At 64.0% G+C, this 15,250-nt stretch carries 13 protein-coding genes and 1 tRNA gene; 7 read left to right on the forward strand and 7 right to left on the reverse strand.

Features of this window, described 5'->3' with window-relative positions; genetic code table 11:
• Window positions 1-57: 57 nt before the first annotated feature.
• A complete protein-coding gene (gene dddP, locus LHL23_RS07840; RefSeq protein WP_226429422.1) occupies window positions 58-1,401 on the reverse strand; it encodes a dimethylsulfonioproprionate lyase DddP in 1,344 nt (447 codons plus the stop codon).
• Window positions 1,402-1,550: 149 nt separating this feature from the next.
• On the opposite strand from dddP, the gene LHL23_RS07845 reads away from it, so the two are divergent.
• The gene (locus LHL23_RS07845; protein ID WP_226429423.1) at window positions 1,551-2,339 is read left to right on the forward strand and encodes a heme-dependent oxidative N-demethylase family protein; all 789 of its coding nucleotides are present in this window, start codon (window positions 1,551-1,553) and stop codon (window positions 2,337-2,339) included.
• Here the strand turns inward: LHL23_RS07845 and LHL23_RS07850 are convergent.
• The 3 genes from LHL23_RS07850 to LHL23_RS07860 form a co-directional block, all read right to left on the reverse strand.
• The gene (locus LHL23_RS07850) at window positions 2,336-3,172 is read right to left on the reverse strand and encodes a hypothetical protein (protein WP_222475997.1); all 837 of its coding nucleotides are present in this window, start codon (window positions 3,170-3,172) and stop codon (window positions 2,336-2,338) included. The genes LHL23_RS07845 and LHL23_RS07850 overlap by 4 nt on opposite strands.
• A gap of 340 nt (window positions 3,173-3,512) precedes the next feature.
• Complete coding sequence (locus LHL23_RS07855; RefSeq protein ID WP_222475996.1) at window positions 3,513-4,307, reverse strand: lytic murein transglycosylase; 795 nt, start codon at window positions 4,305-4,307, stop codon at window positions 3,513-3,515.
• Between the two features lie 93 nt (window positions 4,308-4,400).
• Window positions 4,401-5,648 (reverse strand): Hsp70 family protein, encoded by a 1,248-nt coding sequence (locus LHL23_RS07860; RefSeq protein ID WP_226429424.1) that lies wholly within the window; start codon window positions 5,646-5,648, stop codon window positions 4,401-4,403.
• A 220-nt stretch (window positions 5,649-5,868) separates the two neighbouring features.
• Between LHL23_RS07860 and LHL23_RS07865 the strand changes: the two genes are divergently transcribed.
• On the forward strand, window positions 5,869-6,294 hold the full coding sequence (locus LHL23_RS07865) for a nuclear transport factor 2 family protein (protein ID WP_226429425.1): 426 nt from the start codon (window positions 5,869-5,871) through the stop codon (window positions 6,292-6,294).
• 156 nt (window positions 6,295-6,450) lie between these two features.
• Here LHL23_RS07865 and glnA read toward each other — a convergent pair whose 3' ends face one another.
• Together glnA and LHL23_RS07875 are read right to left on the reverse strand one after the other, a co-directional pair.
• Window positions 6,451-7,857 (reverse strand): type I glutamate--ammonia ligase, encoded by a 1,407-nt coding sequence (gene glnA / locus LHL23_RS07870; RefSeq protein WP_226429426.1) that lies wholly within the window; start codon window positions 7,855-7,857, stop codon window positions 6,451-6,453.
• A gap of 47 nt (window positions 7,858-7,904) precedes the next feature.
• The gene (locus LHL23_RS07875) at window positions 7,905-8,243 is read right to left on the reverse strand and encodes a P-II family nitrogen regulator (RefSeq protein WP_008554830.1); all 339 of its coding nucleotides are present in this window, start codon (window positions 8,241-8,243) and stop codon (window positions 7,905-7,907) included.
• A gap of 171 nt (window positions 8,244-8,414) precedes the next feature.
• On the opposite strand from LHL23_RS07875, the gene LHL23_RS07880 reads away from it, so the two are divergent.
• Window positions 8,415-10,106: an NAD(P)H-hydrate dehydratase gene (locus LHL23_RS07880; RefSeq protein WP_226429427.1), complete on the forward strand. Its 1,692-nt coding sequence runs from the start codon at window positions 8,415-8,417 to the stop codon at window positions 10,104-10,106.
• Window positions 10,107-10,112: 6 nt separating this feature from the next.
• Here LHL23_RS07880 and LHL23_RS07885 read toward each other — a convergent pair whose 3' ends face one another.
• Window positions 10,113-10,640, reverse strand: a complete 528-nt coding sequence (locus LHL23_RS07885) for a Hint domain-containing protein (RefSeq protein ID WP_226429428.1) — start codon at window positions 10,638-10,640, stop codon at window positions 10,113-10,115.
• Window positions 10,641-10,861: 221 nt separating this feature from the next.
• On the opposite strand from LHL23_RS07885, the gene LHL23_RS07890 reads away from it, so the two are divergent.
• The 4 genes from LHL23_RS07890 to tig all read left to right on the forward strand — a co-directional run bounded on the left by LHL23_RS07890 (window position 10,862) and on the right by tig (window position 15,245).
• Window positions 10,862-10,946 (forward strand) — tRNA-Leu (locus tag LHL23_RS07890).
• Between the two features lie 176 nt (window positions 10,947-11,122).
• Entirely contained in the window at window positions 11,123-12,250 is a 1,128-nt protein-coding gene (locus LHL23_RS07895; RefSeq protein ID WP_222475986.1) for a porin, read from the forward strand.
• 349 nt (window positions 12,251-12,599) lie between these two features.
• Window positions 12,600-13,718: a porin gene (locus LHL23_RS07900; protein WP_226429429.1), complete on the forward strand. Its 1,119-nt coding sequence runs from the start codon at window positions 12,600-12,602 to the stop codon at window positions 13,716-13,718.
• 195 nt (window positions 13,719-13,913) lie between these two features.
• Window positions 13,914-15,245, forward strand: a complete 1,332-nt coding sequence (gene tig, locus LHL23_RS07905) for a trigger factor (RefSeq protein WP_226429430.1) — start codon at window positions 13,914-13,916, stop codon at window positions 15,243-15,245.
• Window positions 15,246-15,250 lie beyond the last annotated feature (5 nt).

Raw genomic sequence — 15,250 nt, forward strand, 5'->3', positions numbered from 1 at the left:
CCGGCGCCGCCGCAGGCCGTCCCGGCCCCTTCGTGCGGAAGGGGCCGGCTGCAGCGTTCAGGCCTCGCCCAGCAGCGCCTTGTCAAAGGGATAGCAGGTCAGGTTTTCATAGCCGTCCTCGGTGATCAGCACCTGGTCCTCCAGCTTGATCGAGAAATCGCCGCCCTCGGGGGAAACCAGCGCCTCGACGCAGAGCACCATGCCCGGCTCCAGTTCGTAATCGAAGGCGCCCTCGACCATAGCGTCCGGATAGGCAACCAGCGGCCACTCGTCGCACAGGCCAACACCGTGCATCATGCAGCCGTATTTCTGCTTCTGGAACTGCGCGTCCAGAACATGGCAGCCGCGCGACAGCTCCTGGATGTTCACGCCCGGCTTCAGCATCTCCATGTTGTGCCGGATGTGCTCCAGCCCGTGCTGCATGGCATAGACCATATCGGGCCGCGGCTTCTGATCGCCGATCCACCAGCTGCGGGAGATGTCGATGCAGATCCCGTAGGAGCCGACCAGGTCGGTGTCAAAGCTGATCATTTCGTTGTTCTGGATGATACGAGGGCCGCATTCCTGGAACCACGGGTTGGTGCGCGGTCCTGAGGCCAAGAGCCGGGTTTCGATCCATTCACCGCCGCGGCGGATGTTCTCCGCGTGCAGCACTGCCCAGACGTCGTCTTCAGAGATATTGCCGCCGGGCACCTGCTCGCGGGCGTATTTTTCCATCGCCGCCACTGCGGTTTCGCAGGCGTGATGGGCGCAGCGCATCGCCAGGATCTCGTCCGGGCCTTTCACCGCGCGGCATTTCTCGGTCAGCTCCTCGCCGGGGAAAATCTCAAGCCCCTGCGCCTCAAGTGCGCGCAGCCCGTGCAGCATCACCTTGTCCACTGCCAGCCGCTTGTTGCTGCCGCTGTGCTCTTCCAGCAGGATGCGCACCTCGTTGGAGAACTTGTCAGCCGCCACGTCGATCTTGTCGCCGCGGTCGAAGTAGAACAGATCGGCACCGGCGCGCTGCTCCCGCACCAGCGGGTTGAACTCGCTGAGGAACGGCGACTGCTTGTAATCCCACAGCACCATGTAGCCGTCGGCGCAGATCAGGAGCGCCCGGAACGGGTTGTGGGTGTTCCACAGCTGCATGTTGGTGCTGTCGGTCGCATAACGGATGTTGAGCGGATCAAACACCAAGAGGCCGCCATAGCCGCGGTCGTTGATGAACCGTGTCAGCCGTTCCCAGCGGAAGCTGCGCAGCGCCTGCAGGTCGGGAAGCTGCAGCCCGGCCTCAGCCCATTCGGCAAAGGCCAGCTGGGTCGGGCCGATTTCGACCCGGTCATTGTCGTTGGGAGTGTTGTCGCCCAGTCTGGCGCCGCGGGTCGGGTCGATTTTGCGGATGTCGCGGTAATGCTCGTTCATGCCGGGAAGTCCTTGCTGCACAGTCCTGTCCAATGTGGCGCTGCCAGCGCGGGGAATCGCTGCCGAAAACGACGGATTCGGCTGTCGTTTCTGACCCGTGATGCGGCGTCGCGGCTGGATTCCCCTGCGCAGCGTGCTACCGCTGGGGCATGACCGCGATTCTGCAGAAAACCGTCCCCTACAATCCGCTCGCGGAGGTAAAGCTCCCCGGCATCCAGCCGCTTCCGGCTGAGGGCTGGCTGGCGGCGGACGACGCCTTTGCAGGCCAGATGGCCGAGCGCGAGCACCTCCTGTCCGCCCGGCGGGAGGCGGTCCTGCAGCTGGCCCCAGGCGCGATGGCGGCAGCGCAGGAACTGCTGGAGCTGGCTTTGAACGGCATTGATCCCGGCGCCGTCACCGTTGCGGCGCGGGCTGACGGGCGGAGAGTTGCGGTCGACCGGCAGGACCCGCTGGGCACCCTGGGGCGCCTCACACAGCAGGATTTCTGCCTGCTGCAGAAACCGGAAGGCGCGGCAGAGCATGTGCTGACCGGTGCGGTTCTGTGCTTTCCGGCAAGCTGGACGCTGGCAGAGAAATTCATGCGCCCGCTGACTGGAATTCACCAGCCGGTGGACAGCTACGGCAGCGACGTGGCCGCCCGCGTCCAGCGGCTGTTTGACGGGGTGCAGGCGGGGCGGCCGCTGTGGCGGTTCAATGCCCTGTGGTACCAGGATCCCGCGCTGTTCCAGCCGCGCAGCCAGTTTGCGCCGCGGGACAAATCGCACGGCAGCCGTGCCGGGTATCTGCGCACCGAAAAGCAGATGATTCTTCGGCTGCCTCAAACCCGCGCGGTGGTGTTTGCCATCCACACCCGCGTGGTCGCGCGCGCAGACGTGCTGCGCCAATGGGGCGCCCCGGACGGGATGCAGACCGGGGTGCCGGCCGGAACTCCGGCCTAGGGGATCAGCGGCCGGGCGGCCTGCACCATGCCGGCGCTCTCCAGATACAGAACCAGGGCCGTCAGCAGCAGCAGATGGCTGATGAACCGCAGACGCCGCGGGCCGGTCAGGCTGAATGCGGCCAGTGCCGAGGCCCGCAGCTGGCCGCCCCAGCCGCGGTTCGGGGGTCCGGCCATCAATTGGCTGCCGGCGCGTGTGCGGGCCGCAGCTGAGTCTGCGGCTGCGGCGGCCTTGCGGGCCTGGGCCGCCTGAAAGGCGCGGTCGCAATGGGCGTCAAGCACCATTGCGGTCTGATCGACCGGCGTGAAGCAATCCCGGCCGCGCGGCTTGGGGGCTGCGGTGCGCTCCAGCTGGCGGGCAACGGTGGCAGAGGCCGCAGCCGCCGGCTGTTCCGCGATGCGGTCCTCGGGGGCGAAGACGCTCAGGAACTGCTCGCAGGTCAGTGCGACACCGCAGTCCAACCACTCGACCGAGGTTGCCTCGAGCGAAGCCAGCAGGCGCCGCAGGGTTTCGGCCAGCAGCAGCTCAGAGATTTCCTGGTCGCAGTAGCCGGGGAAGACAGGCGACAGCGTGAGCTCCAGCAGGGCTGCCGGCTGCATGACGCTGCTGGGCAGTTTGCTGGCCCGCCGCAGCGGCACCCGGCGCAGGCGTACCGTCACCAGGTAATGATCGCATTGCAGCCTGGCGGTGTTTTCCGCGCGCGCCTCGATCTTTTCTGCCGGGTGGCCGAAATCGTCGAGCGTGTCCACAACCGCGTTCACCGCCGCGGAAAGGGTCCCGGCCTCGCGGCTTTCCAGCCCCAGCCTGCCTGTATACTGCACATTCTCTGCCACTGTCCGGATCCTCCATTCAGGGTGCCGATAGAGAAACAATAAAATTTGAAGTAGTTGAAAGTTGGGCGGGGAGGACCAATTGCAAAGACAGTGCGGCGATTGCCCGCTGCGAAATGTGACGGCGGCTAACCTTATGAATTTTAATTCAAATATATGGGTGAAGCCTCAATTTCATAGATCGAATGCGGCTCAACTGTGGCGGCCTTCGGACACATTGATGCCCCAAGGCCTACAATGCCGCGTGAATCGCGCCGACTGTTTTTGGCGCGGTTCTGACACGGCAAACGCCCGCCGCAGGGGCGGGCGCGGAACTTGCTGAACAGGGCGGTGCGGCGCCGGTTCAGCCGTCGATCTGGCGGCCCATGATGGCCAGCGACTGCTGATAGACGCTGGCCGCGTTCCATTCCTTCAGCACGCGGTAGTTGGGTTCGCCCGGCTGGTAGCCCTTGCCGGGTTTCCAACCCTTTTGGCGCAGGTAATTGGCGGTGGAGGCCAGCGCATCCCCCATGTTGTAGAAATCCACCCGGCCGTTGCCGTCCCAGTCCTGGCCGTAGGCCAGCGCGTTGCCCGGCAGGAACTGGGTGTGCCCCAACTCGCCGTGCTTGGCGCCCAGCGTGGCCGGAGTGATGGCGCCCTGATCCACCAGTTTCAGCGCCCCCAGCGCGTGCGGGCGGAAGAAATCGGAGCGGCGGCAGTCATAGGTCAGCGTCACGATGGCTGAGACCACCTGGCTGTCGCCCATGTAATTGCCAAAGGCGGTTTCCATCCCGTGGATGGCGATCAGCACCCCCGCGGGCACGCCGTACTTGCGCTCCAGCGAGGCATAGAAATCCGGATTGCGCGCCTTGCGCTTGCGGCCCTGCGCCACGATGGTGGCAGAGCCGCGGATCTGCATGAATTTCTCCAGCGAGTATTTGAAGCTCTTCTGGTTGCGGTCGGCGGAAATGGTGCGGCGGGCATACTGCGCATTGGCCAGTGCCTGCAGCCCTGCCTTGCGCACGCCCGCGCGCTTGGCCTCGGCGCTGAACGCCTGCTTCCAGGCGTCGAACCCGGCAGAGCTGTTGCCGCAATTGGCGGCAAGGGCAGGGGAGGCAAGCAGGGCGGAAATCAGGGCAGGGGCAATCAGCCGGCGCATGAAGAAAACTCTCGAAATGTGACTCGTGGCTTTCAGCCTAACGTGCTGGCGCCCCTTGTCTAACGGGAAAAGCTTTCATTGGTTCCCATTTCCTCAGGCAAAGGCGGTGCCCGCGGCAAGTGCCAGCCCGTCTGCAACCGCGGTCATGGCATTTCCCGTTTCCAGCCGGGCATTTGGGCACAAGCTGCGCATTTCCGCCTGCACCGCCGCCAGCAGCGAAGAGCCGCCGACCAGGACAATCCGCTCGACCCGGTCCGCCGCAATCCCGGCCTGCGCCAGGGTCTCTGCCGCGCAGGCGCCGATGGCGGCGGTCTGCTCCGCCAGCGTCTGCGTCATGCCTGCCGCGTCCAGCGGCTCCGACAGCCCGCGCTCCAGCAGCTTGAGGTCGATCAGCGCCGCGCCATCGCTTGCATTGGCGCGGATCTTGCCGTGCTCCACGGCAAAGGCCAGCTCATGGCCCAGCTCATCCTCCAGCACCGCCACCAGCCGCGCCAGCTTTTCCGGCTCCACCGCGTTGGCGGCCAGATCCCGCGCCGCGCGTCGGCTTTCGGGCGCATAAAGGAACGGGATCATCTGCCAGGTCGCCAAATCGTTGAACAGCCGGTTCGGCGCGGGCAGGGTGCCGCCGCCAAAGCTGTTGCGGATCTGGCTGCCGCGGCCCAGCAAAGGCATCACATGGCGGATGCTCAGCTGCCGGTCGAAATCGGTGCCGCCCAACCGGACGCCGTGCGAGGCCAGGATGCGGGTTGCCCCGCCGGCATCCTGCTCAAAGGCGGTGAAGTCGGAGGTGCCGCCGCCGATATCGACAATCAGCCCCAGGCCCGGCGCCGGCGCGGCGGCGCGCAGGGCGGCCTCGGGTTCATACATGAACAGCACATCCTGAAACCCCGCCTCCAGGTAGCAGGCGCGCAGGTCCCGTTCGGCCTGGGCATTACGGTCCTCGTCCTTGGAATGAAACCGCACCGGCCGCCCCGACAGCGCATGGGTGAACTGCATATGCGTTGCCGCCTCGGCGCGGGCCTTCATTTCTGCCAGGAAGCGCGCGATGAGGGTGGCAAAGCTCAGCCGCTCTCCGCCCAGCCGCCGCTCTTCCTGCAGCAGCGGCGTGCCCAGCAGGCTTTTCAGCGCCCGCATGAACCGGCCTTCGTCGCCATTGATCAGGGCCCGCGCGGCGCTGTGGCCGATCCGCATGCTGCGGCTGCCCTCCTCAAAGAACACCGCTGTGGGCAGGGTCTGCTCGCCCGGCTCCATCTCCACCAGCCAGGGACGGCCTGCGACCGCAATTCCGGCCGCCGAGTTGGAGGTGCCGAAGTCGATGCCAAGGGTATTGGGGACGGTCATGGGAAGGCTCCTGTCAGCAGCGGGAGCGCGCCGGGATACAGCAGGGTCCACCCTGAGACAAGAGGCGATCCGCGCATCGCTTCGGGGGGGAAGGTCGTGGCGGTCTGCGTGTACGCAAAATGCGGGACTCGCCTGAATGTGGTATACTCTTAAGGGCAAGGGGGCTCCGCTACTGCTCGCGGCGGTGCCTGTAGTTTTGTGACGAGTGGGGGAGATGGAAATGGCGGACGAAACCAAATCAAATGCGGAATTGCTCTATGAGGCTTGGGGTAAGTGGAATGAGAGCAAGGGGAGCGACCCGGCGATGTGGCGGGATTATGTGAATGAGGATTTCAAGCTTTTCTCCTTGGCCAACGGGCAGCATGGCGTTCCGTTCACTGCCCAATGCGAATGCAGCGAGGACTTCGAACGCTACCTGAACGGGCTGCTGAGCACCTTTGAAATGCTGAATTGGGAGGTCAGCGAAACAGTGTCCGAAGGGGACACCGTTGTTGGCCTTGGGCGCACCCGCTGGAAGCACAGGGAAACAGAGAAGGAATTCGACACGCCCGTTGCCTTCGTCACCCGCTGGGCAAATGGCCGTATGTACGAGTACCGCGAGTACTACGATACCGCGATGGTGCAGGGCACAACCCTGGCGTCTTGACGGCTTGCCGCGCGCCTCAGCGGGTTTTCGGTGCTGCCGCGGACGCGCCCGGTCCTGTTCTGCCTGAGCGATCAGCGGCCAGGGCCATCCTCGCTAAACGCTGAAAAAGGAAAAGGGCGCCCCGAGGGACGCCCTTTCCGTGTCTAGTCTATCAGCTTAGCAGCTGTAGTACATGCCGAATTCCACCGGGTGCGGGGTGTGCTCGTACTTGTGGACCTCTTCCATCTTCAGCTCGATGTAGCCGTCGATCTGGTCCTTGGTGAACACGTCGCCCTGCAGCAGGAAGTCGTGGTCGGCGGCCAGCGCGTCCATGGCTTCGCGCAGCGAGCCGCAGACGGTCGGGATACCTTCCAGCTCTTCGGCCGGCAGATCGTACAGGTTCTTGTCCATGGCTTCGCCCGGATCGATCTTGTTCTTGATACCGTCCAGGCCGGCCATCAGCAGCGCGGCAAAGCACAGGTAGGGGTTTGCCGCCGGATCGGGGAAGCGGGCCTCGACGCGCTTGGCTTTCGGGCTTTCGGTCCACGGAATACGCACACAGCCGGAGCGGTTGCGGGCGGAGTAGGCGCGCAGAACCGGAGCCTCGAAGCCCGGGATCAGGCGCTTGTAGGAGTTGGTGGACGGGTTGGTGAAGGCATTCAGGGTCTTGGCGTGCTTCAGGACGCCGCCGATGAAATACAGCGCTTCCTGGCTGAGGTCGGCATACTTGTCGCCCGCAAACAGCGGCTTGCCGTCTTTCCAGATCGACATGTTGACGTGCATGCCGGAGCCGTTGTCGCCATAGATCGGCTTCGGCATGAAGGTCGCCGATTTGCCATAGGCGTGGGCCACGTTGTGGATCACGTATTTGTACTTCTGCAGCTCGTCGGCCTGCTTGGTCAGGCTGTCGAAGATCAGGCCCAGCTCGTGCTGGCAGGAGGCCACTTCGTGGTGGTGCTTGTCGACCTTCATGCCCAGGCGCTTCATGGTCGACAGCATTTCCGAACGCAGGTCCTGCGCTTCGTCGGTCGGGTTCACCGGGAAGTAGCCGCCCTTCAGGCCCGGGCGGTGGCCCATGTTGCCCATTTCGAACTCGGCGTCGGTGTTCCAGGAGCCGTCGGTTGCGTCAACCTCGTAGGACACCTTGTTGATGGTGTTGGAGTAACGCACATCGTCGAACAGGAAGAATTCCGCTTCCGGGCCCATGTAGGCCACGTCGCCGATGCCGGAGGATTTCAGGTAGGCTTCGGCCTTCTGTGCGGTGCCGCGCGGGTCGCGCTCGTAGCTCTCGCCGGTGTCGGGCTCAACGATGGAGCAATGGATGCAGAGGGTCTTCTCGGCGTAGAACGGATCGATATAGGCCGAGGTGGTGTCCGGCATCAGTTTCATGTCGGAGTTTTCGATCGACTTCCAGCCGGCGATCGAGGAGCCGTCGAACATGAAGCCTTCTTCCAGGAAGTCTTCGTCCACCAGGTCCACGTCCACGGTCACGTGCTGCAGCTTGCCGCGCACGTCGGTGAAACGGATGTCGACATAGGCGACGTCTTCGTCTTTGAGTTGCTTGAGAACTGCGTCTGCGCTCATTCCCTCGGTCCTTCTGATTTAGATGTCAGGATATTCGTTGAATTCGGTTACAGTGCGTCCGGGCCGGTCTCGCCGGTACGGATGCGGATCGCTTGCTCGACGGGCGAGACAAAGATCTTGCCGTCGCCGATCTTGTCGGTCTTGGCGGCATCGACAATGGCCTCGATCGCCTGGTCGACCTGATCGTCGTCCAGCACCACCTCGACCTTCACCTTGGGCAGGAAGTCGACCACGTATTCGGCGCCGCGGTACAGCTCGGTGTGGCCCTTCTGGCGGCCAAAGCCCTTGACCTCGATCACCGAAAGGCCCTGGACGCCGACGTCCTGCAACGCTTCCTTCACCTCATCGAGTTTAAAAGGCTTGATGATGGCTTCGATCTTTTTCATCGGCTTTGGCTCCTCGCAAGCTTGTTGGGGGTGTCATTTCACTTCTAAATGAAGGCAGCAATGCAGAGCTGTGCGGCTGCGGCAATTGTGGGCAGGATTTGATCGCGGCTGCCTAAAAATTAAGCACTGCGCCCGGAAAATGCGCAGAATTGAATCGGGGAAGGGCAAAACATGACCGAACTGCTGACCGCAGCCCAGATGCGGGCCATCGAACAGGCCGCCATCACGTCCGGCGAGGTGACCGGGCTGGAACTGATGGAGCGGGCCGGGCAGGGGGTGGTCGATGCCATCTTCGAGGAGTGGCCGGAACTGGCAGAAGGGCGCGGGGCCGGCCCCTCGTCGTCCATTGGTCGCTCGGACCAATGGCGCAACCAAGAACGACCCCCGGAGAATTTGGGGAAAGATGAAACGCCGCGCCGTGCTGTGGTCCTGTGCGGGCCAGGCAACAACGGCGGCGACGGCTTTGTGGTGGCGCGGCTCTTGAAGGAGCGCGGCTGGGAGGTGGAGGTTTTCCTTTATGGAGACCCGGACAAGCTGCCGCCGGATGCGAAGGCGAATTACGAGCGATTGGGTGCAGGCGCAGTGAAGCCCTGGAGCAAAACCGCCGTTGGCAACGCGGAGGGCCACCTTTTCGTGGACGCAATCTTTGGCGCCGGGTTATCGCGTGCGCCGGACAGCGACATTCTTGAGCCGCTGACCAAACTGTACACCGAAGGCAGAACCTTTGGCCGGATGGCAGCGGTTGATGCGCCGACAGGCCTTTGCATGAACAGCGGACGCGCTCTGAGCCAGGAATACGGCGGTAATTGGAGCTGGCTTACAGTCACCTTTCACAGACCTCGCATCGGGCATTTCGTTGACGAAGGGCCGGGTTACTGCGGGAACTTGCGAACCGTGGATATTGGGCTGGGCGGGGTGAAAACTGGCAATGTGATCCGGCCCTGGCATGGCGATTTCCCAGGTTTGGATGAAGGCGGGAAGGACGGTGAGGGTTTTGTTACGCTCGTTGGTGACCACCAGCGGACAACCTCGCTGCCGAAAAACCGGGAAGACCACAAATACGCCCACGGCCACGCCCTCGTCCTCTCCGGCGGACATGGCAAGACCGGCGCGGCGCGGCTGGCGGCCCGCGGCGCGCTGCGGATCGGGGCAGGGTTGGTCACCGTCGGCTCGCCGCGCTCGGCGATGTTTGAAAACGCCGCCAATCTGACTGCGATCATGCTGCGCCAGATTGACGGCGCGCACGGGGTCAGCGAGCTTTTGGAGGATGAACGCTTCAACGCGGTCTGCCTTGGCCCGGGCCTTGGGCGCGGTGCGGACACCCAGGCGGTAGTGATGGCGGTGCTGAAGGAAAAACGCGCCACCGTGCTGGACGCCGACGCGCTCACCCGGTTCGAGTTGAAGCCGGAAGCGCTGTTCGAGGTGCTGCACGAGAATTGCGTGCTCACCCCGCATGGCGGCGAATTTGCCAAGCTGTTCCCGGACTTGGCCGCAAAACTGAATGCGCCCGCCACCACCGGCCCTGCCTATTCCAAGGTCGACGCCACCCGCGAGGCGGCCAAACGCGCAGGCTGCGTGGTGCTGTTCAAGGGGCCGGACACTGTGATCGCCGCACCGGACGGGCGCTGCTCGATCAATTCCGCCCATTACGAGCGCTCCGCGCCCTGGCTGGCCACCGCCGGATCAGGCGACGTGCTGGCAGGGTTCATCACCGGGCTGATGGCGCGCGGGTTTACTCCGATGCAGGCGGCGGAAACTGCCGCCTATATCCACGTCGAATGCGCGCTGAACTTCGGCCCCGGGCTAATTGCCGAGGACCTGCCGGAGCAGATCCCCGCGGTGTTCCGAAAGCTGGGAATGTAAGCCGCCTCAGGCTGCCGGGCGCAGGTCCTCCTGCGGCGCGGCGGCGGCCGCCAGTTCCAATCCGCCTGCATAGATCACATGCGGGCGGGAGAATTCCAGCACCGTCAGATCCATCATCTGCAGACCGAGGTCGCGGATGAATTCGCCGTCCACCAGCTCATAGGCCGGCACCACCGCCTGCGGCTGGCCGAACATTGCCTTGGCGCGCCAGTCGCGCACCAGGATGCGCTGGTCCCAGGGCACGGTCAGATCGCCCTCGCCGCGGGTGTCGCCCAGCGAGCCGGCGGCAAAGCACACCGCCTGCAGCATCGCGCGGCGGGTCCGCACCGCCTCTACCTGGGCCATGCCTTGCGTGCGGGTGATCAGGCTGTCGCCTGCCGTGATGTCCTCGGCGGCGCGCTCGCCCTCGCGGGTCAGCACGATGGTGCCGCGCAAGAGGCTGATGTTCTGGCTGCCTTGAAACAGCCGCCGGGGCTGTGCCTGGCCGCGCATCGCCATTTGCGCGCGCAGGGCCGCATTTCCAAACGGTTTCATGTTGTTGCTCGCTTTGTCTGCCTCAGACTTTTTTTGCCAAACTACGGCACAACCGGATTCCAGGCCCAGCCTTTTTGCGCGAAAAACCGCTCATTGTTGCGATATTCCGGACGGATTGTTGCCGTTTTGCACAATGGCCTGCGGGGCGCGATTTCCGCTCGCATCCCCCGCCAAGCTTTGCTATTGAGCGCGTCACACGAGGGGCACGCCTTTCGTGCCGTGCGGGTGTGGCGGAATTGGTAGACGCACCAGATTTAGGTTCTGGCGCCGCAAGGCGTGGGGGTTCAAGTCCCTTCACCCGCACCATTTTCCAGCGTATTTGCACAGGCGGTTTCAGCTCCCGGTCGCGGCGGCTGCTGGCCGGTTTAACCCTGAGGCCGGATAGGTTTTCCGCTTTGGCCGCGCCTGTGCTATACTTCGCCCCGGCCGATTGCGAACAGCGGCCGACACAAATGTTCATCAGTATATTGTTAATGAGGGGGATGGCCGTGAAACGTCTTCTGAAAACATCCACCGCGGCGGGCGCCGCTTTGTGCGTCCTGGGGCAGCCGGCCCTGGCTGAGCTGAAATACGAAAACAATTCCGGCGGCTATGTTGAAATCTATGGCCAGTTCAACCCCGCCATCATCTCGGTCGACGATGGCGAGCAGACCGAAACCAACCTGCTCGACAATGACCTGTCCCGCTCCCGCGTCGGCTTGCGGCTGATTCAGCCAATCGGGGCCAATACTTTCGGCTTCCGGTTCGAAACCGGATTGGGCTTCCCGAACTCGACTGAGGTCAACCAGTTCGGCTCAGACTACAGCGGCTGGACCCGCGCCGACCTGCGCCACGTGGACTTCTGGCTGGAAGGAGGCTGGGGCAAGTTCTCCGCCGGGCAGGGCAGCATGGTGGCGGACGGCGCCGCTGAAACCGACCTCTCCTATGTCGGCACGGCGCTCTATTCCTATCCCGCGGACGCCAACGCGGGCTTCCTGTTCCGGGACACGGCGGGCGCGCTGAGCGGGCCTGCGGTTGCCTCTGCCTTTGATAACCTCGACGGCTCCCGCCGCGGCCGCATCCGTTATGACACCCCGGACCTGAACGGCTTCTCTGCCGGCATCGCCTGGGGCCAGAACATCCTGTCGTCCGGAGACGACGCCGACTACTATGACATTGGCTTGCGCTACGGGCAGGAGTTCGGTTCCACCAATTTCGCCGCCTCGCTGGCCTACCAGGTGCGCGACGATGCCGGCGATGAACGCTCCGACGTGATCGGCTCTGCCTCGGTGCTGCTGGACAGCGGCATCAGCTTCACTGTTGCAGGCGGCAGCCGGGACAACGATGCGGCGGGGGCCAGCGATCCCAGCTATTACTACGCCAAGATCGGCTATGAGACCGACAACTGGCTGCCCTGGGGCAAGACCGGGCTCGGGGTGCATTACTACGACGGCGAGGACTTCAATGTCACCGGCTCCAGCGCCAAGGGCTGGGGCGTCGGCGTGGCCCAGAAGGTCGACAGCATAAATACCGATATCTACCTGACCTATCAGGAGTATGAATATGAGGATGCCGCTGCGACCTATCAGGATCTGACAACCTGGGTGCTGGGCGCGCGCTGGCGGTTCTGACCTGCAGAGCAAGCTTCGAAACGGAAAAAACGCTCCGGGAACCCGGGGCGTTTCGCATTAGCGGGCTGCGCAGGTCTCCAACTGCGGCCGCTCCGGCTGAAGTCCGGCCCAGGGTTGCGCACGCAGCATAGCTGCTTTGCGTCAGGCGGGGCGCAAACGTAATCGTCTTCACATCTCCCGGTCCGTGCCAGCGCTAGGGTGCAGGTGATTTTTTGCCACGAGCAGATTTTCACAATTGTCGCAGCGGTCCTCTGACCCGGACTTCATGCCGCGCGCACGGAGGCTCCCTCGGCTCCTGCGCCGGCCTGTGCCGGACAGCGGCCGTAAGCGACGGAACAGGAGACAGAAAATGAAAACCAAGATTGCAGCCCGCGCCGGCGCAGCCTCCCTCGCAGCCGCACTTGCGGCCCCGGCATTTGCAGGCCCCACCTACACCAATGACACCGGCGGCAGCTTCCGCTGGTACGGCCAGTTCAACCCCGCTTACCAGTCCTTTGACGACGGCGAAGAGGACTTCAACCGGCTGGTCGACAACGAGGCGTCGAACTCGCGCGTCGGCTTCGAGCTGGAGCAGGCTTACGGCGAGAACACCCTGCGGTTCCGTTTTGAAACCGCGTTCGGCTTCCGCGGCTCTGACGGTGTCAGCCAGCTGACGACCGGCGACAACCTGAGCTGGGACCGCACCAACATCCGCCATGTCGACTTCCAGTTCGACACCGCGCGCTATGGCCGCTTCTCGGCCGGTCAGGGCTCGATGGCGACCGACGGCATCACCGGCGCTGATTTCTCCGGCACCGGCCTCGGCGCCTCCAACTCGGTCGCCGACTCGGCGGGCGGCTATGCCTTCCGCACCGGCGCAGGCGCGCTCAGCAGCGTCGACATCGGCGATGCCTTCGCCGATCTGGACGGCGGCCGCCTGGGCCGCGTCCGCTATGATTCGCCGGACCTCGCGGGTTTCACCCTGTCGACCTCCTGGGGCACCGACGTGCTGAAGGACGCCAACGACCGCGAGAGCTATGACGTCGCGGTGCGGTGGGCCAATGACGACGCGGCGGGCTTCGCCATCGACACCGGCATCGGCGCCTCCTGGACCGAACAGACCGGCGAGGAAGACTACCGCGACATCTCCGGCTCCTTTGCGGTGCTGCACAAGGCCACCGGCCTGTCGCTGAACCTGGCTGCGGGCGAGCGCGATATCGCAGGCTCCTACGCCTATGCCAAGCTGGGCTACACCGCGGACCTGATCTCTGCCGGCTCGACCTCCTTCTCGGTCGACTACTACGACGGCTCCGACATGGTCACCGATGGCGACAGCGCCGAATCCTGGGGCGTGGCCGCGGTCCAGAAGATCGACGCGCTGAACGTCGAGACCTACCTGGCCTACCGCGACTATTCCTACGACGACACCAGCGCCACCACCTACCAGGACGCCGATGTGATCCTGGCCGGCGCCCGCTGGAAGTTCTGACGCGTCTTTCCCTCGGACGCAGAACCGGAAACACGCCCCTTCGCGGGCGTGTTTTTTCGTTTCGGGGGCCGGAAATCCGCGGGATTGCCCGGCAATCCGGCAATGCCCCTTGCGCCGGGGCGCCGGGGGAAATAGAAGACCGCAAATTGTCTGGGGGCACCTCCGCAGGGGCCCCGAATCTCTATGGGGAATAGGATGCAGGTCACCGAGACGCTGAACGAAGGTCTGAAACGCGGCTACGCCATCACCGTCACCGCCGCCGAGCTGGACGAGAAGGTCAACGAAAAGCTGGTCGAAGCCCAGCCGGAAATCGAAATGAAGGGTTTCCGCAAGGGCAAGGTGCCGATGGCGCTGCTGAAAAAGCAGTTCGGCCAGCGCCTGATGGGCGAAGCGATGCAGGAATCCATCGACGGCGCCATGAACAAGCATTTCGAGGACAGCGGCGACCGTCCGGCGCTGCAGCCCGAAGTCAAGATGACCAACGAAGACTGGAAAGAAGGCGACGACGTCAACGTCGAGATGTCCTACGAGGCACTGCCGGAAATCCCCGAAGTCGACTTCTCCGGCGTCGAGCTGGAAAAGCTGGTTGTGAAGGCTGAAGAAGAGGCCGTCACCGAGGCGCTGAACAACCTGGCCGAAACCGCCAAGGAATTCGAAGCCCGCGAAGAGGGCGCAGCAGCCGAAGACGGCGACCAGGTCGTGATCGACTTCGTCGGCAAGATCGACGGCGAAGCCTTTGACGGCGGCGCAGGCGACGACTACCCGCTGGTGCTGGGCTCCAATTCCTTCATCCCCGGCTTCGAAGAGCAGCTGGTCGGCACCAAGGCCGGTGAAGAAAAAGACGTGACCGTGTCCTTCCCCGAGGAATACGGCGCAGAGCACCTGGCCGGCAAAGAGGCCGTGTTCTCCTGCACCGTCAAGGAAGTCAAAGCCCCGAAAGCGGCTGAGATCGACGACGAGCTGGCCAAGAAATTCGGCGCCGACGACCTGGACGCGCTGAAGGGCCAGATCTCCGAGCGCCTGGAAGCCGAATACGCCGGTGCCGCCCGCGCGGTGATGAAGCGCGCGCTGCTGGACAAGCTGGACGCGCTGGTCTCCTTCGACCTGCCGCCGTCGCTGGTCGACGCCGAAGCCAAGCAGATCGCGCACCAGCTGTGGCACGAGGAAAACCCGGAAGTGCACGGCCACGACCACGGTGAGATCGAAGCCACCGAAGAGCACACCAAGCTGGCCGAGCGCCGCGTCCGCCTGGGCCTGCTGCTGGCCGAGCTGGGCCAGAAAGCCGAGGTCGAAGTGACCGACGCTGAAATGACCCAGGCGATCATGCAGCAAGCCCGCCAGTACCCGGGCCAGGAACGCCAGTTCTTCGAGTTCATCCAGCAGAACGCCCAGATGCAGCAGCAGCTGCGCGCGCCGATCTTCGAAGACAAGGTTGTCGACCACATCGTCGAACAGGCCAAAGTCACCGAGAAAGAGATCTCCAAGGACGAGCTGCAGAAAGCCGTTGAGGAGCTGGAAGAGGACTGATCCTT

Source organism: Leisingera sp. McT4-56, assembly GCF_020514995.1.
Lineage (GTDB): Bacteria > Pseudomonadota > Alphaproteobacteria > Rhodobacterales > Rhodobacteraceae > Leisingera > Leisingera aquaemixtae_A.

What these genes read in the sequence shown, in the direction of transcription:
- LHL23_RS07900 (WP_226429429.1), top strand. Translation starts at nt 12,600, where the DNA reads ATGAAAACCAAGATTGCAGCCCGCGCCGGCGCAGCCTCCCTCGCAGCC.
- LHL23_RS07875 (WP_008554830.1), bottom strand. Translation starts at nt 8,243, where the DNA reads ATGAAAAAGATCGAAGCCATCATCAAGCCTTTTAAACTCGATGAGGTG.
- LHL23_RS07880 (WP_226429427.1), top strand. Translation starts at nt 8,415, where the DNA reads ATGACCGAACTGCTGACCGCAGCCCAGATGCGGGCCATCGAACAGGCC.
- LHL23_RS07845 (WP_226429423.1), top strand. Translation starts at nt 1,551, where the DNA reads ATGACCGCGATTCTGCAGAAAACCGTCCCCTACAATCCGCTCGCGGAG.
- LHL23_RS07855 (WP_222475996.1), bottom strand. Translation starts at nt 4,307, where the DNA reads ATGCGCCGGCTGATTGCCCCTGCCCTGATTTCCGCCCTGCTTGCCTCC.
- LHL23_RS07885 (WP_226429428.1), bottom strand. Translation starts at nt 10,640, where the DNA reads ATGAAACCGTTTGGAAATGCGGCCCTGCGCGCGCAAATGGCGATGCGC.
- LHL23_RS07865 (WP_226429425.1), top strand. Translation starts at nt 5,869, where the DNA reads ATGGCGGACGAAACCAAATCAAATGCGGAATTGCTCTATGAGGCTTGG.
- LHL23_RS07895 (WP_222475986.1), top strand. Translation starts at nt 11,123, where the DNA reads ATGGCCGTGAAACGTCTTCTGAAAACATCCACCGCGGCGGGCGCCGCT.
- dddP (WP_226429422.1), bottom strand. Translation starts at nt 1,401, where the DNA reads ATGAACGAGCATTACCGCGACATCCGCAAAATCGACCCGACCCGCGGC.
- LHL23_RS07860 (WP_226429424.1), bottom strand. Translation starts at nt 5,648, where the DNA reads ATGACCGTCCCCAATACCCTTGGCATCGACTTCGGCACCTCCAACTCG.
- tig (WP_226429430.1), top strand. Translation starts at nt 13,914, where the DNA reads ATGCAGGTCACCGAGACGCTGAACGAAGGTCTGAAACGCGGCTACGCC.
- glnA (WP_226429426.1), bottom strand. Translation starts at nt 7,857, where the DNA reads ATGAGCGCAGACGCAGTTCTCAAGCAACTCAAAGACGAAGACGTCGCC.